The organism is Burkholderia contaminans (assembly GCF_029633825.1).
GTDB classification, from domain to species: Bacteria; Pseudomonadota; Gammaproteobacteria; order Burkholderiales; family Burkholderiaceae; genus Burkholderia; species Burkholderia contaminans.
Genome location: NZ_CP090641.1, coordinates 3,034,559 through 3,055,162 on the forward strand (window position 1 = coordinate 3,034,559; position 20,604 = coordinate 3,055,162).

Below are 20,604 nucleotides of genomic sequence, written 5' to 3' on the forward strand. Positions count from 1 at the left end.
GCCGTTGCGCTGGTGCCGATGCCCGGCGTGGCCTTCGTCCGGCTGGCACGGGACGAGCGCACGTTGGGCTCGACAAAGCGCTTGCGTGGGTGTTGACGTCGGCTCGGTCGAGCCGACGCAAGCTGTTAGGGCCTTGGGGAGTCCATGTGCTCAACGGGCCAGCGCCGCGAGCATGTACGCCGCAAGATAGAGCCCCACTCCGTACGACAGATGCGCGATGAGGCTGCGCCGGCGCGCGACGCCCGGCTGCGGTGTGCGCGACGCCGCGATGCCGAGACCGAGCGCCGGCTGCATCACGAAGAATGGGGCGGCGACGCTCGCGAGCCCGGCGACGAGGGCCGGCAGCGGCGTCGGCGCGTCGATCCACGTCTGGCCGGCGATCAGGAGGGGCAGCGCCGCGAACGCGATGCCGATCGCGTAATGGGCGACCCAGCCGAGCGCGCGTTCGCCGGGAACGGGTGCCGAGGCGACGATCGACGCATGCCGGAACCGGCCATGCATCATGTGACCGATCCAGCGGCCGACCAGCGCATAGTCGAGCGACGGAATGCCGAAGGCACGCCGCCGGAACAGCGTCCACAGATCCATCACGAGCGTGGCGCCCGTGCCGATCAGCAGCAGGTCGAGCAGGAGGGCGGGCAGGCTCATCGCGTCCCTCCGCAGAAAAGGGAACAGGCTGCGCCGCGCAGCGGAATACAGCGTGGTTTCAACGGTTTCATGTCAGTCCGGGCTTGTCTTCATGGAGTCGAACGACTATCTTGCAACTTCAAGTTCACTTGAGGTCAAGCATGAGCCGGCTGGACATTGCAGAGGTGGCGCGACGCTCGGGATTGCCCGCGTCGACGCTGCGCTATTACGAGGAAAAAGGGCTGATCGGGCCGATCGGCCGCCACGGGCTGCGGCGGCAGTACGACGAGTCGGTGCTGGAGCGCCTGGCGCTGATCGCGCTGGGCCGCGAGGCCGGCTTTTCGCTTGACGACATCCTCGCGATGGTCGGCACGGACGGCCTGCCTGCAATCGATCGCGCGAAGCTCGACGGCAAGGCCGACGAACTCGACCGCACGATTCGCCGTCTCGGCGCCGTGCGCGATGCGTTGCGGCATGCGGCCGTGTGCCCGGCATCGAACCATCTCGAATGCCCGTCGTTCCAGAAGCTGCTGCGCATCGCCGCGCATCGCCATCCGGGCCGCCGGACGAAGACGGAAGGCGCGTAGTCGGCGAGCGGGGATTGGCGGGTTGGTGTGGCGGCTGGGTGGTGCGCCGAGCCATTCCTTAGCGGACATCCAAGACACAGACAACGGGGTTGCGTGTGTGGATTTTGCTTGTGTTTCCTGCCGCGTATGCGGCATCGAGGGTCGCGCCGCATTACGGGGTGCTTGCCGGGCTCGCAACGGTGGGCGTCGTGATGGCGACGCCGCAAGTGCTGCTGGCGTTGGGAATCGATTGGGTGACGCGGCGGCGCGGGGGTATCGAACCGCCTGTCATGACCGCTCCACCTGTACAGACCGATAGTCTGGAGGACGAACTGGCCGACGAGCCCGACGACCTGCCCGATGTGCCGCTTCGATACGGCGAGCAGGCACGATTCAAACAACTGGTGCTGATTGTCGACGCCGCGCGGTCTGAAGTGACGCGCAGTTTCTACGACAAGGCGAAGCGGACGATCGAAGCCTACGTGGGCGTCGAGACGGGGCGCGACGGTTCGGGGGCGGCGATGGTGTCGGCGGTCGAGCTGGCCAAGGAAGACGCCCCGTACGTCGTGCTGCCGGACGAAATGCTGACCGTGTTCGTGTCGAACGACGGCGTGTGGTCGGGGTTCCGCATCGGCGACGACACCTTCCGGTTTCGCCACGGCGCAATCACGAGGATGCAGCTCACGCACGTGATTCCGGTTCGCTGGAAGGGCGGCTACATGGTGAAGTTCTGGTTCGACGTACCGAAACGGAACAGTAAAGACGATTGCGGGCCGCATTCGACCCGGTTCTATCTCGCGGCAGACTATTCCGGCCGCCGATCGCGCACGCTCACCCATGCATGTCGCGAGATCGCGTCGGTGCTCGGCGTGGCGTTCGACTTCGATAAAACCGGCGACGACTGATTTATCCCGCGTAGTACACGCGGCATTCCCGCTCGCGCCCGCGCACGATGCGCTTGCCGACGAGCGAGCCGTACGTTTCGGTGAAGACGGTGCGCTGGTGTTCGCACTGCAGGGCGTCGTAGAAATAGAGCGAGACCCAGTCCGTCGGGCGGGAGGCCTCCGGCGTGCGCATCGCGGCATGCAGGCACAGCGCGGTGAAATGCCAGCCGCCCTTGGTCATGTGCATCACGGGCCGCGGCACGTAGTCGTCCGCATTCGGGCGCCGATGCGCGGTGACGCGTTGCCCGAAGCCAGGCGTCGGCAACACGCCGGCGGCGGCCTTGTTGCGGTACAGGCGGTCGATGTAGAGCAGGAGTTCGACGGGCGGCTCGGTGCCGGGGCTGGCGTCCTGCACGTGGCCCTGCCAGCGCCGGCGGCGGCTCAGCACGTCGTCGAGCGCGGTGCGGATGCCGGCCGCGCGCCGCGGGCCGACGCCCGAGATCGTTTCGAGCTGGCCGTTGCGGGCCGCGCGTTCGAGTTCCTCGAGCGTATCGATGTGCAGCAGGTCGTGAATGCGCAGCGCGAGCGCGTGGCCGATGCCCGGCACCGCTTCGAACGCGGAGGTGCGTTCGGCGTCGCCGCACAGCCGGTCGAGCTGGCGCCAGCGCCCCGTCACCAGCAGCTCGGCAATCGCCTGGGCGACGCCCGTGCCGATCTCGGGCAGCGTCCCGAGCGCGTCGACGCCACCGGATTCGAACAGGGTGCGGATGTCGAGGTCGAGCGCATCGACCGTCTCGGCAGACGCGCGGTATGCGGCGACCCGGTACGGATTCGCGCCCTGGTCAGCCAGCCGCTGCGCCGCCTCGCGCAGGCAGGCCGCGATATGCCGGTTTTCCTCATACGTTTGGCTGGCGCTCGTCTGCATGGCGAGGAACCTGGGGAAGCACAAACGGAATGGACACGGCGAACGATGCGCCGGTCGGCTGTTCATCATTGTCGCGACACGCGATGAAGAAAACTTGACGCACGTCAATGGCAAACGTAGCACAGGTTCGAAGCGCACGGTCGTGCCGGAAAGCGGCACGACCGTGCGTCGCGTGATGCGATCAAGCGTCGAGGAACGACTGCGCGTTTTCCGCCTCGGCGGCCGTTCGCAACGTGGCGAGTGCCCGTTTCTCGATCTGCCGCACGCGTTCGCGCGACATGCCCGCGTCCTGCGCGATCGCGTCGTACGTATCGGGCTCGGCGCCGCCGAGGCCGAACCGCCGGCGCAGCACGTCTGCCTCGGCCGGCGTGACCGACCGGAGCAGCGACCTCACGCACTCGCGCATCCGCGTGTCGGCCAGTTGCTCGAACGGGCTGGCCGACGCCTGGTCCTCGATCAGCTCCACGAGGCCGGTGTCCGCGTCGGGCAGCGGCGCGTCGAGCGATACCGGCTCGGCAGGCAGCGCGAGCACCGCGCGCAGCTTGTCTTCGTCGAGGCCGGTTTCGGCCGCGAGGTCGGCCGGCGTCGCCCGGCGGCCCGTGCGCTGGCGAAACCGCAGCGCATGCCGCTGCACACGCTGGTACTGGTCGCCGACGTGCACGGGCACGCGGATCGTGCGGGCGCGATCCGCGACCGCGCGCGCGATCGCCTGGCGGATCCACCAGGTCGCATAGGTCGAGAACTTGAACCCGCGCCGGTATTCGAATTTCTCGATCGCACGCATCAGGCCGAGGCTGCCGTCCTGCACGAGATCGGGCAGGTCGACGCCGCGGTTCATGTACTTGCGCGCGATCGACAGCACGAGCCGCAGGTTCGCCTCGAGCATCGCGCGCGTGGCGTCGCGCACTTTCTGCTGGCCGTCTGCAAGCGCGGCGGCGAGCGCCCGCCGCGCGACCGTGTCGAAGCAGGCGGCTTCGCCCGCCACGGCGCGATGCGGCGCGGACGCGAGCGTGCGCACGACGCCGCTCGCGTCGTCGACGGCCGGTGCGATCCACGCGATCGAGCCGAGCAGGGCGGCGACGTGGTTGCGTGCGTCACGGTATTCGTCCGAACGGTAGCCGTGTGCGTGCAACGCGCCGCGCAAGGCCGCGACGGCCGCCTGCAGCGCGTCGTAGCTGGCCGGCGCGGGCGTGTCGCCGGCGTCGTCATCGGACGACCCGGCTGCGCCGGTCGAAGCCGTTGCGCGATGACGCGCAAGCAGCGCGTCCACCGCCGCCGGATAGCCGGCGAGCGCGTGCAGGATCTGGTGGCGGCCCGTCTCGATCTCGCGCGCCAGCACGATTTCGCCTTCGCGCGTGAGCAGCGGCACCGCCTGCATGCGGCGCATGTAGAGGGCGAGCGGATCGGTCGACGCGCTCGTGCCGCGTGCGAGGTCGCCGAGCATCGCGCGGCCTTCGTCGAGCGCATCGCGATCGACGTCGACAGGCGCCGAACCGGCGAACGGCGCAGGCGCGGGCGGCTCGTCGAGCACGGCGATGCCGATGTCGGCGAGCGCGGCGCGCACGACGTCGAGCGCGTCGGGGCTGTCGCTTTCGGGCGGCAGCGCGTCGACGAGGTCGGCGTGGGTCAGATAACCCTGTTCGCCGGCGAGTGCCAGCAACTGGATGATCGGATCGAGCGGCGTGTCCGCCCGGAGAGTGGGGCGTGGCGTAGTCATGTCGATGGCGGCGTGAGCCGCGTTCCTGTCTGGGCGGGCCGAAGTCCGCTGGTTTCGGGCCGCCGGTTGCTCGCGAACCCCGTCCGCGCCGGCCAGCCTGACATCGTTCAAGTTGAGGGCATTTGTGCGAACTTCAACGCGGGCGTGGCAGACGTGCCAGCACGCGGCGTGCCCGCGCCCCTCCCGTGCAGGAAACAAAAAGTAACCGATCATACCGAGCGGAAATCTGCAGGGGACGTAAGCTAGAGTCAGGCGCGCGCCCGGCGGCGATGCGCGGATTTTGCCGGAGCAACAGATGACCCCGATTCCTGCCGCGAGGTGTGCGGTATTCGCATTGACGACGCTGACTCTAGGCGGCTGTTATTACACGAGTCCGTATGGCTATGCGCCGTACTACACGCCGGCGCCGGCCACGCTGACGCAGCGCGAGATCCCCGTCACGCCGGCCGCACCGGCCACCGCTGCGCCGGCCACCCCTTCGCCGGGCCCGGCTGCGACGGTGGTTGAACCGGCTCCGGTCTACGTCGCGCCGGCCTATCCGCCGCCGTATCCCTACCCCTATCCGTATCCGTACGACGCCCCCGCGTATTACCCGGGCTGGTACGGCTGGGGCGCGCCGGCAATCTCGGTCGGCTTCTGGGGCGGATGGGGCGGTGGCTGGCGCGGACGCGGCGGGTACTGGCATCGTCCATGGGGCGGCGGCCACTGGGGTGGCGGCTGGGGCGGGCATCGGCATTGACCGGCGCGCGGCGGCACCGTGCGGGAGAGCATCATGAGCATGAGGAATACGATCGTTCGCGGCCTGTGCGTCGCCTGGCTCGGCCTGGCGGCCGCGCCGGGCATTGCGCAGGCGCAGAGCACCGGCTACACGAACTCGCCGGCCGAGGTGTTCGCCGGGCCGGCGCCCGACTATCCGGTGGTCGCGCAGATTCCGCCGGGCACCGCGCTGGACGTGTTCGGCTGCCTGAGCGACTACACGTGGTGCGACGTCGCGCTGCCGGGCGTGCGCGGCTGGATCGACGCGCAACTGATCGACTATCCGTACCAGGGCGGTTACGCGCCGCTGATCGAATATGGCGCGATCATCGGCGTGCCGATCACGGGGTTCGCGATCGGCGCGTACTGGGATCGCTACTATCGTCACCGGCCGTGGTTCCATGACCGCGATCGGTGGGAGCACCGCGAGGAACCGCGGCTCGGCCCGGGCGGGAGGCCGCCGGGGCAGGGGCGCCCGCAACCGGGCGGGCCGCCGCAGGTCGCACCGGGCGGCCCGCCGCCCGTGCATGACGCGCGGCCGTCCGCTGCACGCGGCGGCTGGAACGGCGCAATTCGCACGCCGCCGCCGTCTGCGCCCGCGCCCGCGCCCGCGCCGATGCCGGGTGCAGCCGTCAATCCGCGTTCGGCCGCGCCGCCGCCGGCCGCCGTCATGCGTCCGTCGCCCGCACCGGGCGGCGAGGGCCGCTCGATGCCGGTACCCGTGCACCCGGGCGGTGGCGGTGGTGGTGGCGGTTACGGCGGCGCGCGACCGCAAGGCGGCGGGAACGGCGGCGGGAGCCACGGTGGCGGCGGTGGCGGAGCAGGCGGCGGTCCGGAAGAATTCCGTCACTGACGAAGCCGGCGCTTTCTACCGGCGCCGGACGAAAAAAGCCGCTCCGGAGAGCGGCTTCTCGATCGGGCGAGCGGGCGGTTGTCCTGCCCGCAGCCTGACCAGCTGCGCGTTGCCGGCAGCCGGTCGTGCTGCTTCTGTCAGTCGTCGAGCAGCGACAGGTCGCGCACGGCACCCTTGTCGGCGGACATGACCAGCTTCGCGTAGGCCTTCAGCGCAGCGGACACCTTGCGCGGACGCGGCTGCGCCGGCTTCCAGCCCTTGGCGTTCTGCTCTTCGCGGCGGCGCGCGAGTTCCTCGTCCGACACGAGCACGTCGATCGTGCGGTTCGGGATGTCGATGCGGATCTTGTCGCCGTCGCGCACGAGGCCGATCGCGCCGCCCGCTGCCGCTTCCGGCGAGCAGTGGCCGATCGACAGGCCCGACGTGCCGCCCGAGAAGCGGCCGTCCGTCAGCAGCGCGCAGGCCTTGCCGAGGCCCTTCGACTTGATGTAGCTGGTCGGGTAGAGCATTTCCTGCATGCCGGGGCCGCCTTTCGGGCCTTCGTAGCGCACGATCACCACGTCGCCGGCCTTGACCTTGTCGTTCAGGATGTTTTCGACTGCCTCGTCCTGCGATTCGGTCACGTGAGCCGTGCCTTCGAACACGAGGATGCTCTCGTCGACGCCGGCCGTCTTCACCACGCAGCCGTCGAGCGCGATGTTGCCCGTCAGCACGGCGAGGCCGCCTTCCTTCGAGAACGCATGCTCGTACGAGCGGATGCAGCCTTCGGCGCGATCGAGGTCGAGGCTCGGCCAGCGCGTGTTCTGGCTGAACGCGACCTGCGTCGGGATGCCGGCCGGGCCGGCTTGGTAGAACGTGCGGACCGCGTCGTCCTGCGTGCGGACGATGTCCCACTGGTCGAGGGCGTCCTTCAGCGTCGGCGTATGCACGGTCGGCACGTCGGTGTGCAGCTTGCCGGCGCGGTCGAGCTCGCCGAGGATCGCCATGATGCCGCCTGCGCGGTGCACGTCCTCGATGTGGTACTTGTTCGTGTTCGGCGCGACCTTGCACAGCTGCGGCACGACGCGCGACAGGCGGTCGATGTCCTTCATCGTGAAGTCGATGCCGGCTTCCTGCGCGATCGCCAGCAGGTGCAGGATCGTGTTGGTCGAGCCGCCCATCGCGATGTCGAGCGTCATTGCGTTCTCGAACGCCTTGAAGCCCACCGAGCGCGGCAGCACGCGTTCGTCGTCCTGCTCGTAGTGCTGGCGGGTGAGTTCGACGATGCGACGGCCGGCGCGCTTGAACAGTTGCTCGCGGTCGGCGTGCGTGGCCACCACCGTGCCGTTGCCGGGCAGCGACAGGCCGAGCGCTTCGGTCAGGCAGTTCATCGAGTTCGCGGTGAACATGCCCGAGCACGAACCGCAGGTCGGGCAGGCCGAGCGCTCGACTTCGGCGACTTCCGCGTCGGAATACGACGGGTCGACCGCGATCACCATTGCGTCGACGAGGTCGAGCTTCTTCACCTCGATGGCCTTGGTGACCGGGTTCGCGAGGCGCGTCTTGCCCGCTTCCATCGGGCCGCCCGACACGAAGATCACCGGGATGTTGAGGCGCATCGCGGCCATCAGCATCCCCGGCGTGATCTTGTCGCAGTTCGAGATGCACACCATCGCGTCCGCGCAGTGCGCGTTCACCATGTATTCGACCGAGTCGGCGATGATGTCGCGGCTCGGCAGCGAATACAGCATGCCGTCATGGCCCATCGCGATGCCGTCGTCGACCGCGATCGTGTTGAATTCCTTCGCGACGCCGCCGGCAGCCTCGATTTCGCGCGCGACGAGCTGGCCGAGATCCTTCAGGTGCACGTGCCCGGGTACGAACTGGGTGAACGAGTTGACGACCGCGATGATCGGCTTCGAGAAATCGTCGTCTTTCATGCCGGTGGCGCGCCAGAGCGAGCGCGCACCTGCCATGTTGCGGCCGGCGGTGGAGGTTTTGGAACGGTAAGTGGGCATGGTCGTTGCTGAAGAAATATCGCGGGAAAAGGGTGGAGGCACGGGGAATAAAGGCCTCTCTCGCGCCCGTGCGAACAACCTCTTGAGCTGCGCCCTGGGCAAACTCCGTGATTATCCCACAGCCGCCGGGCGGGCGGCGCCGGCGGGCAAGGCCGATCGGCGCGGGTGGGGCGCGGCGGGCAGCGCGTGGGCGCACAAGCCGAAAGAACCGAACAAAGCGAACAAAGCGCGGCGCGAAGACGCAATGGCGGGAACACGCGAAGCCGGAAGCCGGCCATCGCCAGCGGAGCCCGGCAGCGGCTTCATCGCCCGTCTTGCCGACGACGAAGCCGCGCCGCTCGATCGCGCGTCAATCGAGCAGCGTCAGGATCTCGTCGTACAGCGCCTCCGGGATCCGCACGCCGTTCGCGATGCTGCGCGCGCGGGCGTCGAAGCGGCGTTGCGACGGCAGCCGCGCACCCTGTGCGACGATCGATTCGAACATCCGTTCGCCGCGCGCGAGCCCTGTGTCGAGATCGTCGCCGAGGAACACCTTCGGGTCGAACGCAATCACGAGCTCGCCGTGGCACGGCGTCGCGCCGACGCCTTCGTCGAAGTCCATCGATTCCCGGCTCGTCATGTCGCCGATCAGCGCACCGCCGAGCAGTTCGACCATCGCCGCGAGCGCCGAACCCTTGTGGCCGCCGAACGTGCGCATCGCGCCCTGCAGCGCGGCTTTCGGATCGGTGGTCGGCCGGCCGTCGGCATCGATGGCCCATTCCGGCGGGATCGCCTTGCCTTGCTTCGCATGCAGCTCGATGTCGCCGCGCGCGATCGCGCTCGTCGCGAAATCGAACACGAACGGCACGCCGCCCGGGCGCGGCCACGCGAACGCGATCGGGTTCGTGCCGAACACCGGCTCGCGGCCGCCTTCCGGCGCGACCCAGCTATGGCTCGGGTTCATCGCGATGCCGACCAGCCCTTCGGCCGCGATTGCCTCGACCTCGGGCCACAGCGCGGAGAAGTGGTAGCAGTGGTTGATCGTCATCGCGGCGATGCCGTGCTGCCTGGCCATCCCGACGAGCACCGGCAGCCCCGTCTCGAAGCTCAGCAGCGAAAAGCCGCGATGTGCGTCGACCGAGACGATCGACGACGACAGCCGGCGCAGCGTCGGCACGGCTTGCGGATCGACCTTGCCCTTCTTCAGCGAACGCACGCAGACGAGCAATCGGTACACGCCATGCGAATGGCATTCGTCGCGCTGGCCCTGCGTGATCACGTTGGCGATGGCCCGTGCATGCGCGTCGGACATCCCGTTGTGCGTCAGCACGCGCAGCGCGAGCGCGTGGACTTCGTCGAGCGACAGGACGATTTCGGCGATCGGCTCAGACATGGTTCGCCTCCCGCGGCGCGGGCACGCCGTCGATACGTTGCGGCACGTTCAGCGGATTGCCGCTGCGGATCGCTTCCGGCAGCAGCGCGTCCGGCAGGTCCTGATACGACACGGGACGCAGGAAGCGCTCGATCGCGCGCGCGCCGACGGAGGTCGTGCGCGTGTCGGACGTCGCCGGAAACGGGCCGCCGTGCACCATCGCATGGCCGACCTCGACGCCCGTGCCGAAGCCGTTGACGAGAATGCGGCCGGCCTTGCGCTCGAGCAGCGGGCGCAGCGCGGCGAACAGCGGCGCGTCGCCGTCGGCGAGGTGCGCGGCGATCGTCAGCTGGCCCTCGAGCGACTTCAGCACGCGATGCAGCGTGTCGGCGTCCGGGCAGCGCACGATCAGCGAAGCGGGGCCGAACACTTCGTCGCGCAATTCGGGGTGCGTGATGAACGCCTCGGCCGAGGTCGCCAGCAGTGCCGCGCGGGCCTGCAGGCGATTGCCCTCGGCGCCTTGCGCGAGCAGCTCGACGGCAGCGTGATCGCGAAGCGCCGCGACGCCCTGTTCGTAGCTGGCATGGATGTGCGGCGTCAGCATCGTTTGCGCGGGCGCGGCACGCACCGCGGCGGCGGCCGCTTCCTCGAATGCGCGCAGCGCCGGCCCGTCGACGGCGAGCACGAGGCCAGGATTCGTGCAGAACTGCCCGGCGCCGAGCGTGAGCGACGCGACGAACTGCGGCGCGATCGCATCGTGGCGCGCGTCGAGCGCGGCGGGCAACAGCAGCACGGGATTGATCGAGCTCATTTCCGCATAGACTGGAATCGGCTCGGGGCGGGCGGCTGCGATGTGCATCAGCGCGACGCCGCCGCGGCGCGAGCCGGTGAAGCCGACCGCCTTGATGCGCGGATCGGCGACCAGCGCCTGGCCGATCTCGCGCGACGCGTCGAACAGCAGCGAGAACACGCCGGCCGGCATCCCGCATTCCCGCGCGGCCTGCTGGATCGCGCGGCCGACGAGTGCCGACGTGCCCGGGTGCGCCGAATGCGCCTTGACGATCACCGGGCAGCCGGCCGCGAGCGCCGATGCCGTATCGCCGCCGGCGACCGAGAACGCGAGCGGGAAGTTCGACGCACCGAACACGGCCACGGGCCCGACCGCGATGTTGCGCAGGCGCAGGTCGACGCGCGGCAGCGGCTTGCGCTCGGGGCGCGCCGGATCGATCCGCGCGTCGAGAAAACCGCCGTCGCGCACGAGCGACGCGAACAGCGCGAGCTGGCCGACCGTGCGGCCGCGCTCGCCTTCGATGCGCGCGCGCGGGAGGCCCGTTTCGATGACGCAGCGCTCGATCAGTTCGTCGCCGAGCGCCATGATGTGGCGGCCGATGGCGTCGAGAAACGCGGCGCGGGCTTCGAGCGACGTGTCGCGATACGTGTCGAAGGCGTCGTCGGCGAGCGCGCAGGCCGTGTCCAGGTCGTGCAGGCTCGCGCCGCCGAAAGCGGGGTCGAGCGGTTCGCCGGTGGCGGCGGCGATCGCGTGGAGGGTGCCGTTCTGTCCGGCGATGGCGGACTGGCCGATCAGGAGATGACCTGTAAGTTGCATGGTTTTCCTCGGAAAAAACAGGGGCCGGGCGTGGGGCGCCCGGCCGAAGGGATCATGGGAAAGGGCGCGGACGTGTCAGTCCTCGTCGTCGTCGAGTTGCAGCTTGTCGGCGCGCACGCCGGTGTTCGCCCCCCAGTAGTAGATGACGAGCGCGACGGCCGCGACGACGACCGTGTCGTACGGATGCGCGAGCCGGCCCGTGCCGCCGAAGCCGCCGAGGTACGACAGCACGATCATCGCGGCATAGAACGCGATCAGCCACGCGGACGAGCGCACCTGCTCGGCGAGGCTCAGATGCGCGGTCGGCACCCAGCGGCGGCACGCGAGATAGATCACGAACATCACGATCTGCAGGCCGAGCAGCCAGGACACCGTGCTCCAGCCCGACCAGTAGACGATCAGCGCGGCGATCACGAACGACGCGGGGCCGGTGATGCCGAACGCGCTCGCGCGGAACGGCCGGGGCAGGTCGGGTGCGGTGCGGCGCAGCGCGGCGACCGATACGGGCGCGACCGCATAGCTCAGCACCAGCGCGGCCGACACGATGTTGATCAGCGCTTCCCACGACGGGAACGGCAGCGTCCAGAAGATCGCGAGCCCGAACGTGAGCCATAGGCCCGCGCGCGGAATGCCCGATGCTTCGTCGACGCGCGTGAATACCTTGAAGAACGTGCCCGTCTTCGCCCAGCCGTAGACGACACGCGGCGTCGCGTTCATGTAGATGTTGCCGCAGCCGCTCGGCGAGATCATCGCGTCGGCGACGACCATCACCGCGAGCCAGCCGACACCGAGCGCCAGCGCGATGTCGCGGTACGGCAGAGAGAACGCCTTGCTCACATCGTGCCAGCCGGCGGCGAGCATCTGCGTAGGGATGCTGCCGATGAACGCGAGCTGCAGCAGCACGTAGATCAGCGTGGACAGCAGGATCGACAGGATCAGCGCGATCGGGATCGTGCGCTGCGGATTGCGCACTTCGCTCGCGACCGACACGATCGGCGTGAGCCCGAGGTACGCGAAGATGATGCCGCCCGCGGACACGGCCATCTCGATGCCCGGCATGCCGAACGGCGCGAAGCCCTGGATCGTCAGGTTCGCGGGCTTGAAGAACGTGAACAGCACCGCGATCACCGCCAGCGGCACGATGAACTTGAAGATGCTGATGATGTTGTTCGCCTTCGCGAACGTCTTCACGCTCGAATAGTTCAGGTAAAAGAAGAAGCACAGCAGCGCGGCCTGCACGAGCCAGCCGAGCGTGGTCGGGTCGCTCGATCCTGCGACGGTGAGGCCCGGAAACCATGCGGCCGCATACTGGCGCGCGGCGACGACTTCGATCGCGATCAGGCTCGAAAAGGCGATCAGCGTGATGAAGCCCATCAGGTAGCCGAGCAGCGGGCCGTGCGAGAACACCGGGTAGCGCACCACGCCGCCCGCGCGCGGCAGCGCGGCGCCGAGTTCGCAGTAGACGATGCCGAGCAGCAGCACCGCGAAGCCGCCGAGCAGCCACGAGAAGATGCCGGCCGGGCCCGCGATCGTCGACACGTGACTCGCGGCGAACAGCCACCCCGAACCGAAAATGGCGCCGAGACCGATGAACGTGAGATCGGTCAGCGACAGCTGTTTCTTGAACTTGCCGTGACCCGCGTCGGGGTGCGCGGAACGGGAAAGCGGGACAGACGGGTGAGCGTTGCCTTGGCCTGGCATGGGCGTGTCTCCTGGAGGAATATCGGCACAGGCTCGAGGTGCGCCGCGCTCCGACGGAGCAGCGGCGCTAGCCTGTCGGCCGGCGTCGCCCGGTTCGAACGACCGGGGCGGGCTGCGGGGCATTCACGCGCGGCGCGGGCGGGCGCCGGTATGAACGGGGCCCGCAGGCCATGCCGGACCGGAGACGGCGGCGCGTGAGGGGAAAGCCCGCGCGCCGCCGCAGGGGGAGTCGATCAGAGACCGACGTCGGGCAGCGCCGGGCGCGTTTCGAGCGCCTTCGCGACGATGGCCTTCACTTCCGCGAGCGTGTCGCCCTGCAGCGCGAGGCGCGGCGGACGCGTGATCGCGCTGCCGCGGCCGACCAGCTCTTCGCACAGCTTGATGCACTGCACGAGGTCGGGGCGTGCGTCGAGGTGCAGCAGCGGCATGAACCAGCGATACAGCGCGAGCGCTTCGTCGAAACGCTTCTGCTTCGCGAGGCGGAACAGCGTCTCGCCTTCCTTCGGGAACGCGTTCGACATGCCCGACACCCAGCCTTCGGCGCCGACGGCAATGCTTTCGACCACGACGTCGTCGAGGCCCGCGAACAGCACGAAGCGATCGCCGACGGCGTTACGCAGGTCGATGAAGCGGCGCGTATCGCCCGACGAATCCTTGAAGCAGACGATGTTCTCGCAATCCTGCAGCGCGATCAGCACGTCGGGCGTCACGTCGTTCTTGTAGATCGGCGGGTTGTTGTAGACCATCACCGGCAGGTCGGTGCTGGTTGCGACCGCGCGGAAGTGCGCGGCGGTTTCGTGCGGCTTCGCCGAGTAGACGAGCGCGGGCATCACCATCACGCCGTCGACACCGACACGCTGTGCTTCACGCACCGTGTTGCGCGCGAATTCGGTCGTGAATTCGGCGATGCCGGCGATCACCGGAATCTTGCCGCCGGCCGCGTCGCGTGCGGCTTCGATCACCTGGAGCTTCTCGCTCGTCGACAGCGACGTGTTCTCGCCGACCGTGCCGCAGACCACGAGGCCCGATACGCCGTCGTTCACCAGGTTCTTCACCACGCGGTGCGTGGCGTCGATGTCGAGGGAAAAGTCCGGCTTGAACTGGGTGCTGACGGCCGGGAAAACCCCGGTCCACTGAATGGCGTTTCGGCTCACTTCAATCTCCTACGTGTTTGTATCGGTCGGCCGACAGGTGTCGGTGTGGCAACCAGTATCGCCGCGCAAACGCCCATCACGCTTGAGTCGTATCGCGGAGCAAAATGACGAAATCGGCACAGCGGCCGGACGGCGCGGGAAGGGCGCCGCGCACTATGCCGATTTCGTCGTCGTCCTCATCGAAAAGCCACAAGCGGGCGGACGCGCGACGGAGGAAGCTGTGCTCCTTTCCCCACTTCGGACGGCTCATGATGAAGCGCATCCAGATCATCGATTCGCATACGGGCGGCGAACCCACTCGGCTCGTCGTGTCCGGTTTCCCCGCGCTCGGCAGCGGCACGATGGCCGAGCGCCGCGACGTGCTCGCGCGCGAGCACGACCGCTACCGCACCGCCTGCATTCTCGAACCGCGCGGCAGCGACGTGCTGGTCGGCGCGCTGCTGTGCGAACCCGTGTCGCTCGAGGCGGCGGCCGGCGTGATCTTCTTCAACAATAGCGGCTATCTCGGGATGTGCGGGCACGGCACGATCGGCGTCGTGCGCACGCTGCACCATATGGGGCGCATCGCGCCCGGCGTGCACCGGATCGAAACACCCGTCGGCACCGTCGAGGCGACGCTGCACGACGACCTGTCGGTCAGCGTGCGCAACGTGCCCGCGTATCGCCATGCGAAGGGCGTCGCGCTCGACGTGCCGGGTTACGGCCCCGTGAAGGGCGACATCGCGTGGGGCGGCAACTGGTTCTTCCTGATCAGCGACCACGGGCAGCACGTTGCCGGCGACAACGTTGCGGCACTCACCGCGTATGCGTCGGCCGTGCGCGAAGGACTCGAACGCGCGGGCATCACCGGCGCGAACGGCGGCGAGATCGATCATATCGAGCTGTTCGCCGACGATCCCGAACACGACAGCCGCAGCTTCGTGCTGTGCCCGGGCCTCGCGTACGACCGTTCGCCGTGCGGCACCGGCACGAGCGCGAAGCTCGCGTGCCTCGCGGCCGACGGCAAGCTCGCGCCGGGCGCCGTATGGCGGCAGGCGAGCGTGATCGGCAGCGTGTTCCAGGCGAGCTACGAGCAGGCCGACGTCGGCATCGTGCCGACGATCCGCGGCAGCGCGCACCTGAGCGCGGAAGCGACGCTGCTGATCGAGGAAGACGATCCATTCGGCTGGGGTATTGCGCCGTGAGCGACACGAAGACGGATGTCGTCGTGATCGGCGCCGGCATCGTCGGCGCGGCGTGCGCGCACGAACTCGCGCAGCGCGGGCTGCGCGTGCTCGTCGTCGACGACGCGAGCGGCGGGGCAACCGGCGCGGGCATGGGGCACCTCGTCGCGATGGACGACAACGCGGCCGAACTCGCGCTCAGCCATTACTCGATCGAACTGTGGCGCGCGCTGAGCGGCGAGATGCCCGAAGGGTGCGCGTACCGCAACTGCGGCACGCTATGGCTCGCCGCCGATGCGCACGAAATGGATCTGGCGCGCGCGAAGCAGGCGGCGCTGGCCGCGCATGGCGTGGCCGGCGAACTGATCGACGCGGCGACGCTCGCTCGACTGGAGCCGATGCTGCGCACGGGCCTGGGCGGTGCACTGAAGATTCCCGGCGACGCGATCCTCTATGCACCCGTCACCGCGAACTGGCTGCTGCAGCGCGCGCCGCGCATCACGTTGCGGCGCGACCGGGCCGTCGCGGTCGACGGCCCGAGCGTGACGCTCGCGAGCGGCGACACGCTGCGCGCGGAGCGGGTGGTGGTCGCGAACGGCGTTGCCGCGCGCGCGCTGCTGCCCGAGCTGCCGCTGCGCCCGAAAAAGGGCCATCTGCTGATTACCGACCGCTATCCGGGCCAGGTGTCGCACCAGCTCGTCGAGCTGGGTTACGCCGCGAGCGCGCATGCGAGCGACGGCACGTCGGTCGCGTTCAACGTGCAGCCGCGGCCGACCGGCCAGTTGCTGATCGGTTCGTCGCGCCAGTTCGACACCGAGGATGCACAGGTCGAACCGCCCGTGCTCGCGCGCATGCTGCGCCGCGCGGTGGGTTATCTGCCGGGCCTGGCCGACCTGAACGGCATCCGCGCATGGACGGGGTTCCGTTCCGCGAGCCCCGACGGGCTGCCGCTGCTCGGCGAGCATCCGGCGCGGCCGGGCGTGTGGCTCGCAGTCGGGCACGAAGGGCTCGGCGTGACGACCGCGCCGGGCAGCGCGCGGCTCGTCGCTGCGCTGATGGCCGGCGAACGGCCGCCCATCGATATCAAACCTTATTTGCCGGGACGCTTCCTGAGCGCGTCCCTCGTAGCCGGAGCGCTGACATGAAACGACCCCCACGCTCACTTCGCTCGCTGCCCCCCGCGGGGGTGGTCAGCCTCCTTGGGGCGGCCCGGCGGAGGCTGACATGATCATTCATCTGGACGGCCGCGCGCTGACGGTGGCCGACGGCGCGACCGTCGCGGCCGCGGTCGCGGCGAGCGGCGACGACACGACGCGCGTGTCGTGCACGGGTGCGGCGCGTGCGCCGTTTTGCGGGATGGGCATCTGCCAGGAGTGCAGGATGACGATCGACGGTCGCCGCCGGCTGGCCTGCCAGACGCTGTGCCGCGACGGGATGCAGGTGGAGCGCACGCGATGAAACAGGAACGACTGAGCGTCGACGTCGCGATCGTCGGCGCGGGGCCGGCCGGGCTGTCGGCCGCACGGGCCGCCGCGCGCGGCGGTGCGACGGTTGCGATCGTCGACGACAACCCGCGCGCTGGCGGGCAGATCTGGCGGCAACGCGCAGCGGCTGCGCCGCCGCCGGCCGCCGCCGAGCGGCTCGCGGTGTTGCGGCAGCCGAACGTCACGCATCTCGCGGCGACGCGCATCGTCGCCGAAACGCAGCCGGGCACGCTGCTGCTCGAGGACGACGAACGCGGGCTGCTGCTCGACTTCCGCACGCTGATTCTCTGCTGCGGCGCGCGCGAGCTGCTGCTGCCGTTTCCAGGCTGGACGCTGCCGGGTGTCACCGGTGCGGGCGGCTTGCAGGCGTTGATCAAGTACGGCCTCGACGTGCGCGGGCAGCGCACGGTGATCGCGGGCAGCGGGCCGCTGCTGCTGGCGAGCGCGGCGACGGCCCGTCAGGCCGGCGCACGCGTGTCGCACGTGCTCGAACAGGCCGCATGGTGCGACGTGGCCGGTTTCGGGGCGGGGCTGTGGCGCTGGCCGTCGAAGCTCGCGCAGGCCGCGAAGCTCGTCACCGCCGCCTATCGGCCCGATGCGCATGTCGTCGAAGCGTTCGGCGACACGCGGCTCGAACGCGTGCGGATTCGTCAGGGCGATCGCGAGTTCGACGTCGATTGCGACCGGCTCGCGTGCGGCTTCGGCCTCGTGCCGAACACCGTGTTGCCGAGCCATCTCGGCTGCCGGATCGACAACGGCGCGGTGGCGGTCGATGTGCACCAGCGGACGAGCCGTGACGGGGTTTTCGCGGCGGGCGAGTGTACGGGCGTCGGCGGCAGCGAACTGGCGATGGTCGAAGGCGAAATCGCCGGTTTGGCGGCGACAGGGCAGACGGCGCCGCTGGCTGCGCTCGTCGCGCAGCGGGCGCACTGGCAGGCGTTTGCCGATGCCGTACGCGCGCGCTTTGCGATCCGCGAGCCGATCCGCCGGCTCGCGCGGGCCGACACGTTGCTGTGCCGTTGCGAGGACGTGCGTTTCGATGCCGTCGCGCAAGCGCCGGGCTGGACGGCCGCGAAACTGCAGTCACGCTGCGGGATGGGCGCGTGCCAGGGCCGCGTGTGCGGCGCAGCCGCGCAGGCGCTGTTCGGCTGGACCCCGCCGGTGCCGCGCACGCCGCTCGTGCCCGCACGGGTCGGCACGCTGATGCTGGACGGCACCGCATCCTGCGACGGCGCGTGATGCTTCGCGTCGTCACGGCAACGCGGCCCGGTTGACGCCGGGCCGCGTCACTTTCAGTCCGCCTCTACTTTTTCCCATCCGCCGACCTGCGGCGCCGCACAGGCGCGCAGGCACTCGATCGTCGCGGCCACGGCCGCGCGGTTCGCACTGTCGGGGTGCCAGTACATCGACACCGCGCCCTGGCCTTCGAGCCGCATCGGCAGGATCCGGATCGCGTTCAATTGCTCGAAGCGTTGCGCAGCGCGGTGCGACGCCACGCCGAGCAGATCGGTGTTGTTCAGCAGCGTGAGGTTGAGGATCGACGAATTCGATTCGACGCAGTGCGGCGGCCGCACGCGGCCGGCGGCCGACAGCGCGACCTCCAGCGCATTGTGCACGGGTGTCTCAGGTTGGCGCGAACGCACTGTCGGCCGCGTTCTATCCGACCGAGTGCCGCACCACCGGCGTGAGCTGGGCGAACGGGATCGGCCGTGGCGGCTCGGTCGTCGGATCGATGGCGGGCGGCGCGATGCTGGCGATGGGCGTGCCGTTGTCGACTGCGTTTGCCGTCGTCGCGGCGCCGTGCGTGATCGCGGGGATGGCGGTGCTGGCGCTCGGCGTGGTCCGTGCCGAGTCGACGCGCGTGACTGCCGCGAAGGCGATGGCGCGCGAGCAGGCCTGAGCGAAGGAGGGGGCAAAGCCGCCTGTCGGCAAGCGTCAGGGACCGCCATTATATGAATTGATATAATATTAGTTCTTTAATTGTCCTCCCACGCCGATGAACGACGATATATCCACCGGGTTGCCGGAACCCGACCAGATGCGCGCGGCCGCCGAATCGGCCTGCGCGCTGCTCAAGGTGCTGTCGAATCCCGACCGGCTGCTGCTGCTTTGCGAACTGTCTCAGGGCGAGCGGTGCGTCAGCGATCTCGAGACAGCGCTGGATATCCGCCAGCCGACCCTGTCGCAGCAGCTCGGCGTGTTGCGGGACAATGCGCTCGTTCGCACCCGCCGCGACGGCAAGAACATCCACTATTCGCTCGACAGCCCGGCCGCGATCGCGGTGATGGGCGTGCTGTACGAACAGTTCTGCGGCCCGGCCGCGAAGGGGCGGCGCGATGCAGCTTGATGCGCTTCATTTCACGCCGTGGCTGTCGCTGGCCGGCGGCGTGCTGATCGGGCTCGCGGCCGCGTGGCTCGTCGCATTCAACGGCCGGATTGCCGGCATCAGCGGCATCGTCGGCGGTCTGCTCACGGCACGCGCGGGCGAGCGCAACTGGCGGGCCGCATTCGTCGCCGGGCTGATCGCCGCGCCGCTCGTGATGCAGGTCGCCGGGAGCCGCCTGACGCCGCAGGTCGACGCAGGGTGGGTCGAATTGGTGGCGGCCGGGCTGCTGGTCGGCGTCGGCACGCGCTATGCGGGCGGCTGCACGAGCGGCCACGGCGTGTGCGGGATGTCGCGCGGTGCGCTTCGCTCGGTGGTCGCGACGGGGGTCTTCATGGTCGCAGGCTTCGTAACCGTCTTCGTGCGACGGCACGTGCTGGGAGGCTGACATGCAGGCAGGATTCGTGTTTCTGGCCGGACTGCTGTTCGGTATCGGCCTCATCGTGTCGGGCATGGCCAATCCGCAGAAGGTGCTCGGCTTTCTCGACCTGGCGGGCCGCTGGGATCCGTCGCTCGCGTTCGTGATGGCCGGCGCGATCGGCGTGGCCGTGTTCGCGTTCGCATGGGCGAAGCGCCGGACGCGGACATGGCTCGGCTTGCCGATGCAGTTGCCGGCCGCGCGGGCGATCACGGTGCGCCTGGTTGCCGGCAGTGCCGTGTTCGGCATCGGCTGGGGGATCGCCGGGTTCTGCCCGGGGCCTGCGATCGTGTCGATCGGTTTCGGATCGGCGAAGGGGATCGTGTTCGTCGTCGCGATGCTGGCAGGGATGGCGGTGTTCGAGTGGCTCGAGCGTCGCCGGAGCGGGCGGTGATGTCGTGATCGTTGCGTGGCAGGGGGGCGAGACGGTTGAACCGCTCAACGTCGGTTGAATCGTATGAGCGCGGTCGAACCGGATCGCGCCAGATCCCTGCCGAAGGATGCGGTGGCAGCCTGGCGCCCCTCGGTGACGTGACATATCGCCGTTTCAGGAATGCTCGCGTACTTGGTGGCCGCCGCGTATCCGTCCGGACAACCGGTGCAGGATCGCGCGCCACCATGCCGCGAGCACGCCGGGCTGTTCGTCTGGTTCCACGACCGCCGTACTGACCGCGCCCGTGCCGCCGGCCGACAGCGCCACGTAACCGGCTGTCTCGAGCGTCAGGCATTCGCCTTCGTCGAGCAGGCGGCGAATGTGCTGCGGCGCGTCGGGCAGCCAGTCGAGCCCGCCGTGGCGCACCGTGACCGCCAGCGCGCCGTCCAGCACGATGACCTGGCTGCCCTTGTCGAACCACGCAAAGTGGCTTTGCCCGGCGTCGAGGCGGATGTGATGCGTCTGCATGGCGATTCCCTTTCCCGGTTGCGCGGCCTCGCGATGGCGAGGCGACTGCGTGCAATCAGGTTAGGGAAACGGGCCGTGGCACGACAGATTCAGGGGCCGGGAATCTGTTGCGGTGCAG

At 69.4% G+C, this 20,604-nt stretch carries 21 protein-coding genes and 2 pseudogenes; 12 read left to right on the forward strand and 11 right to left on the reverse strand.

Annotated features, from left to right (window positions below; genetic code table 11):
* Positions 1–150: 150 nt before the first annotated feature.
* On the reverse strand, positions 151–648 hold the full coding sequence (locus tag LXE91_RS31265; protein WP_039357110.1) for a DUF2938 domain-containing protein: 498 nt from the start codon (positions 646–648) through the stop codon (positions 151–153).
* A 140-nt stretch (positions 649–788) separates the two neighbouring features.
* On the opposite strand from LXE91_RS31265, the gene LXE91_RS31270 reads away from it, so the two are divergent.
* Complete coding sequence (locus LXE91_RS31270; protein ID WP_039357108.1) at positions 789–1,214, forward strand: helix-turn-helix domain-containing protein; 426 nt, start codon at positions 789–791, stop codon at positions 1,212–1,214.
* Between the two features lie 188 nt (positions 1,215–1,402).
* Positions 1,403–2,098 carry a hypothetical protein gene (locus tag LXE91_RS31275; RefSeq protein WP_182684400.1) on the forward strand — a complete coding sequence of 232 codons (696 nt, stop codon included), beginning with the start codon at positions 1,403–1,405 and terminating at the stop codon, positions 2,096–2,098.
* A 1-nt stretch (position 2,099) separates the two neighbouring features.
* Here LXE91_RS31275 and LXE91_RS31280 read toward each other — a convergent pair whose 3' ends face one another.
* Together LXE91_RS31280 and LXE91_RS31285 are read right to left on the reverse strand one after the other, a co-directional pair.
* Positions 2,100–3,002 (reverse strand): helix-hairpin-helix domain-containing protein, encoded by a 903-nt coding sequence (locus LXE91_RS31280; RefSeq protein WP_039357102.1) that lies wholly within the window; start codon positions 3,000–3,002, stop codon positions 2,100–2,102.
* A 181-nt stretch (positions 3,003–3,183) separates the two neighbouring features.
* Positions 3,184–4,719, reverse strand: a complete 1,536-nt coding sequence (locus LXE91_RS31285; RefSeq protein ID WP_039357100.1) for a sigma-70 family RNA polymerase sigma factor — start codon at positions 4,717–4,719, stop codon at positions 3,184–3,186.
* A 295-nt stretch (positions 4,720–5,014) separates the two neighbouring features.
* Here LXE91_RS31285 and LXE91_RS31290 point away from each other — a divergent pair, with 295 nt between their 5' ends.
* Together LXE91_RS31290 and LXE91_RS31295 are read left to right on the forward strand one after the other, a co-directional pair.
* Positions 5,015–5,458: a hypothetical protein gene (locus LXE91_RS31290; protein WP_039357097.1), complete on the forward strand. Its 444-nt coding sequence runs from the start codon at positions 5,015–5,017 to the stop codon at positions 5,456–5,458.
* Between the two features lie 39 nt (positions 5,459–5,497).
* Positions 5,498–6,328 carry an SH3 domain-containing protein gene (locus LXE91_RS31295; RefSeq protein WP_278068174.1) on the forward strand — a complete coding sequence of 277 codons (831 nt, stop codon included), beginning with the start codon at positions 5,498–5,500 and terminating at the stop codon, positions 6,326–6,328.
* Between the two features lie 137 nt (positions 6,329–6,465).
* Here the strand turns inward: LXE91_RS31295 and ilvD are convergent, their stop codons facing one another.
* The 6 genes from ilvD to LXE91_RS31325 form a co-directional block, all read right to left on the reverse strand.
* Complete coding sequence (gene ilvD / locus LXE91_RS31300; RefSeq protein WP_039357091.1) at positions 6,466–8,325, reverse strand: dihydroxy-acid dehydratase; 1,860 nt, start codon at positions 8,323–8,325, stop codon at positions 6,466–6,468.
* Positions 8,326–8,674: 349 nt separating this feature from the next.
* A complete protein-coding gene (locus tag LXE91_RS31305) occupies positions 8,675–9,697 on the reverse strand; it encodes an Ldh family oxidoreductase (protein ID WP_039357088.1) in 1,023 nt (340 codons plus the stop codon).
* A complete protein-coding gene (locus LXE91_RS31310; RefSeq protein WP_039357085.1) occupies positions 9,690–11,282 on the reverse strand; it encodes an aldehyde dehydrogenase (NADP(+)) in 1,593 nt (530 codons plus the stop codon). Before LXE91_RS31310 ends, LXE91_RS31305 begins: the two co-directional genes overlap by 8 nt.
* Before the next feature lie 75 nt (positions 11,283–11,357).
* Positions 11,358–12,983, reverse strand: coding sequence for an APC family permease (locus LXE91_RS31315; RefSeq protein WP_039357078.1), 1,626 nt, complete (start codon positions 12,981–12,983; stop codon positions 11,358–11,360).
* 233 nt (positions 12,984–13,216) lie between these two features.
* Positions 13,217–14,137 carry a dihydrodipicolinate synthase family protein gene (locus LXE91_RS31320; RefSeq protein WP_006484863.1) on the reverse strand — a complete coding sequence of 307 codons (921 nt, stop codon included), beginning with the start codon at positions 14,135–14,137 and terminating at the stop codon, positions 13,217–13,219.
* Between the two features lie 76 nt (positions 14,138–14,213).
* On the reverse strand, positions 14,214–14,387 hold the full coding sequence (locus LXE91_RS31325) for a hypothetical protein (protein ID WP_157644938.1): 174 nt from the start codon (positions 14,385–14,387) through the stop codon (positions 14,214–14,216).
* 1 nt (position 14,388) lies between these two features.
* Here LXE91_RS31325 and LXE91_RS31330 point away from each other — a divergent pair, with 1 nt between their 5' ends.
* The 4 genes from LXE91_RS31330 to LXE91_RS31345 all read left to right on the forward strand — a co-directional run bounded on the left by LXE91_RS31330 (position 14,389) and on the right by LXE91_RS31345 (position 18,023).
* Positions 14,389–15,321, forward strand: coding sequence for a 4-hydroxyproline epimerase (locus tag LXE91_RS31330; protein ID WP_039357370.1), 933 nt, complete (start codon positions 14,389–14,391; stop codon positions 15,319–15,321).
* Positions 15,318–16,445, forward strand: coding sequence for an NAD(P)/FAD-dependent oxidoreductase (locus LXE91_RS31335; RefSeq protein WP_039357072.1), 1,128 nt, complete (start codon positions 15,318–15,320; stop codon positions 16,443–16,445). Before LXE91_RS31330 ends, LXE91_RS31335 begins: the two co-directional genes overlap by 4 nt.
* A gap of 79 nt (positions 16,446–16,524) precedes the next feature.
* Positions 16,525–16,758 carry a 2Fe-2S iron-sulfur cluster-binding protein gene (locus LXE91_RS31340; protein ID WP_012338331.1) on the forward strand — a complete coding sequence of 78 codons (234 nt, stop codon included), beginning with the start codon at positions 16,525–16,527 and terminating at the stop codon, positions 16,756–16,758.
* On the forward strand, positions 16,755–18,023 hold the full coding sequence (locus LXE91_RS31345) for an NAD(P)/FAD-dependent oxidoreductase (RefSeq protein WP_039357064.1): 1,269 nt from the start codon (positions 16,755–16,757) through the stop codon (positions 18,021–18,023). Before LXE91_RS31340 ends, LXE91_RS31345 begins: the two co-directional genes overlap by 4 nt.
* 53 nt (positions 18,024–18,076) lie before the next feature.
* Here LXE91_RS31345 and LXE91_RS31350 read toward each other — a convergent pair.
* Positions 18,077–18,406 (reverse strand): annotated as a pseudogene (locus LXE91_RS31350) (LysR family transcriptional regulator); the annotation flags it as partial.
* Here LXE91_RS31350 and LXE91_RS31355 point away from each other — a divergent pair.
* The 4 genes and pseudogenes from LXE91_RS31355 to LXE91_RS31370 all read left to right on the forward strand — a co-directional run.
* Positions 18,394–18,684, forward strand: a pseudogene (locus tag LXE91_RS31355) (aromatic acid/H+ symport family MFS transporter); the annotation flags it as partial. The pseudogenes LXE91_RS31350 and LXE91_RS31355 overlap by 13 nt on opposite strands.
* Before the next feature lie 96 nt (positions 18,685–18,780).
* Positions 18,781–19,131: an ArsR/SmtB family transcription factor gene (locus LXE91_RS31360; protein ID WP_039357054.1), complete on the forward strand. Its 351-nt coding sequence runs from the start codon at positions 18,781–18,783 to the stop codon at positions 19,129–19,131.
* Complete coding sequence (locus LXE91_RS31365) at positions 19,121–19,555, forward strand: YeeE/YedE family protein (protein ID WP_039357051.1); 435 nt, start codon at positions 19,121–19,123, stop codon at positions 19,553–19,555. Before LXE91_RS31360 ends, LXE91_RS31365 begins: the two co-directional genes overlap by 11 nt.
* 1 nt (position 19,556) lies before the next feature.
* On the forward strand, positions 19,557–19,979 hold the full coding sequence (locus LXE91_RS31370; RefSeq protein ID WP_039357048.1) for a DUF6691 family protein: 423 nt from the start codon (positions 19,557–19,559) through the stop codon (positions 19,977–19,979).
* 153 nt (positions 19,980–20,132) lie between these two features.
* On the opposite strand, the gene LXE91_RS31375 is transcribed toward LXE91_RS31370, so the two are convergent.
* Positions 20,133–20,486 (reverse strand): hypothetical protein, encoded by a 354-nt coding sequence (locus LXE91_RS31375; RefSeq protein WP_039357046.1) that lies wholly within the window; start codon positions 20,484–20,486, stop codon positions 20,133–20,135.
* Between the last annotated feature and the right edge of the window lie 118 nt (positions 20,487–20,604).

What these genes read in the sequence shown, in the direction of transcription:
- LXE91_RS31330 (WP_039357370.1), top strand. Translation starts at nt 14,389, where the DNA reads ATGAAGCGCATCCAGATCATCGATTCGCATACGGGCGGCGAACCCACT.
- LXE91_RS31295 (WP_278068174.1), top strand. Translation starts at nt 5,498, where the DNA reads ATGAGGAATACGATCGTTCGCGGCCTGTGCGTCGCCTGGCTCGGCCTG.
- LXE91_RS31365 (WP_039357051.1), top strand. Translation starts at nt 19,121, where the DNA reads ATGCAGCTTGATGCGCTTCATTTCACGCCGTGGCTGTCGCTGGCCGGC.
- LXE91_RS31360 (WP_039357054.1), top strand. Translation starts at nt 18,781, where the DNA reads ATGAACGACGATATATCCACCGGGTTGCCGGAACCCGACCAGATGCGC.
- LXE91_RS31290 (WP_039357097.1), top strand. Translation starts at nt 5,015, where the DNA reads ATGACCCCGATTCCTGCCGCGAGGTGTGCGGTATTCGCATTGACGACG.
- LXE91_RS31315 (WP_039357078.1), bottom strand. Translation starts at nt 12,983, where the DNA reads ATGCCAGGCCAAGGCAACGCTCACCCGTCTGTCCCGCTTTCCCGTTCC.
- LXE91_RS31265 (WP_039357110.1), bottom strand. Translation starts at nt 648, where the DNA reads ATGAGCCTGCCCGCCCTCCTGCTCGACCTGCTGCTGATCGGCACGGGC.
- ilvD (WP_039357091.1), bottom strand. Translation starts at nt 8,325, where the DNA reads ATGCCCACTTACCGTTCCAAAACCTCCACCGCCGGCCGCAACATGGCA.
- LXE91_RS31310 (WP_039357085.1), bottom strand. Translation starts at nt 11,282, where the DNA reads ATGCAACTTACAGGTCATCTCCTGATCGGCCAGTCCGCCATCGCCGGA.
- LXE91_RS31345 (WP_039357064.1), top strand. Translation starts at nt 16,755, where the DNA reads ATGAAACAGGAACGACTGAGCGTCGACGTCGCGATCGTCGGCGCGGGG.
- LXE91_RS31280 (WP_039357102.1), bottom strand. Translation starts at nt 3,002, where the DNA reads ATGCAGACGAGCGCCAGCCAAACGTATGAGGAAAACCGGCATATCGCG.
- LXE91_RS31340 (WP_012338331.1), top strand. Translation starts at nt 16,525, where the DNA reads ATGATCATTCATCTGGACGGCCGCGCGCTGACGGTGGCCGACGGCGCG.
- LXE91_RS31305 (WP_039357088.1), bottom strand. Translation starts at nt 9,697, where the DNA reads ATGTCTGAGCCGATCGCCGAAATCGTCCTGTCGCTCGACGAAGTCCAC.
- LXE91_RS31325 (WP_157644938.1), bottom strand. Translation starts at nt 14,387, where the DNA reads ATGAGCCGTCCGAAGTGGGGAAAGGAGCACAGCTTCCTCCGTCGCGCG.
- LXE91_RS31285 (WP_039357100.1), bottom strand. Translation starts at nt 4,719, where the DNA reads ATGACTACGCCACGCCCCACTCTCCGGGCGGACACGCCGCTCGATCCG.
- LXE91_RS31270 (WP_039357108.1), top strand. Translation starts at nt 789, where the DNA reads ATGAGCCGGCTGGACATTGCAGAGGTGGCGCGACGCTCGGGATTGCCC.
- LXE91_RS31375 (WP_039357046.1), bottom strand. Translation starts at nt 20,486, where the DNA reads ATGCAGACGCATCACATCCGCCTCGACGCCGGGCAAAGCCACTTTGCG.
- LXE91_RS31370 (WP_039357048.1), top strand. Translation starts at nt 19,557, where the DNA reads ATGCAGGCAGGATTCGTGTTTCTGGCCGGACTGCTGTTCGGTATCGGC.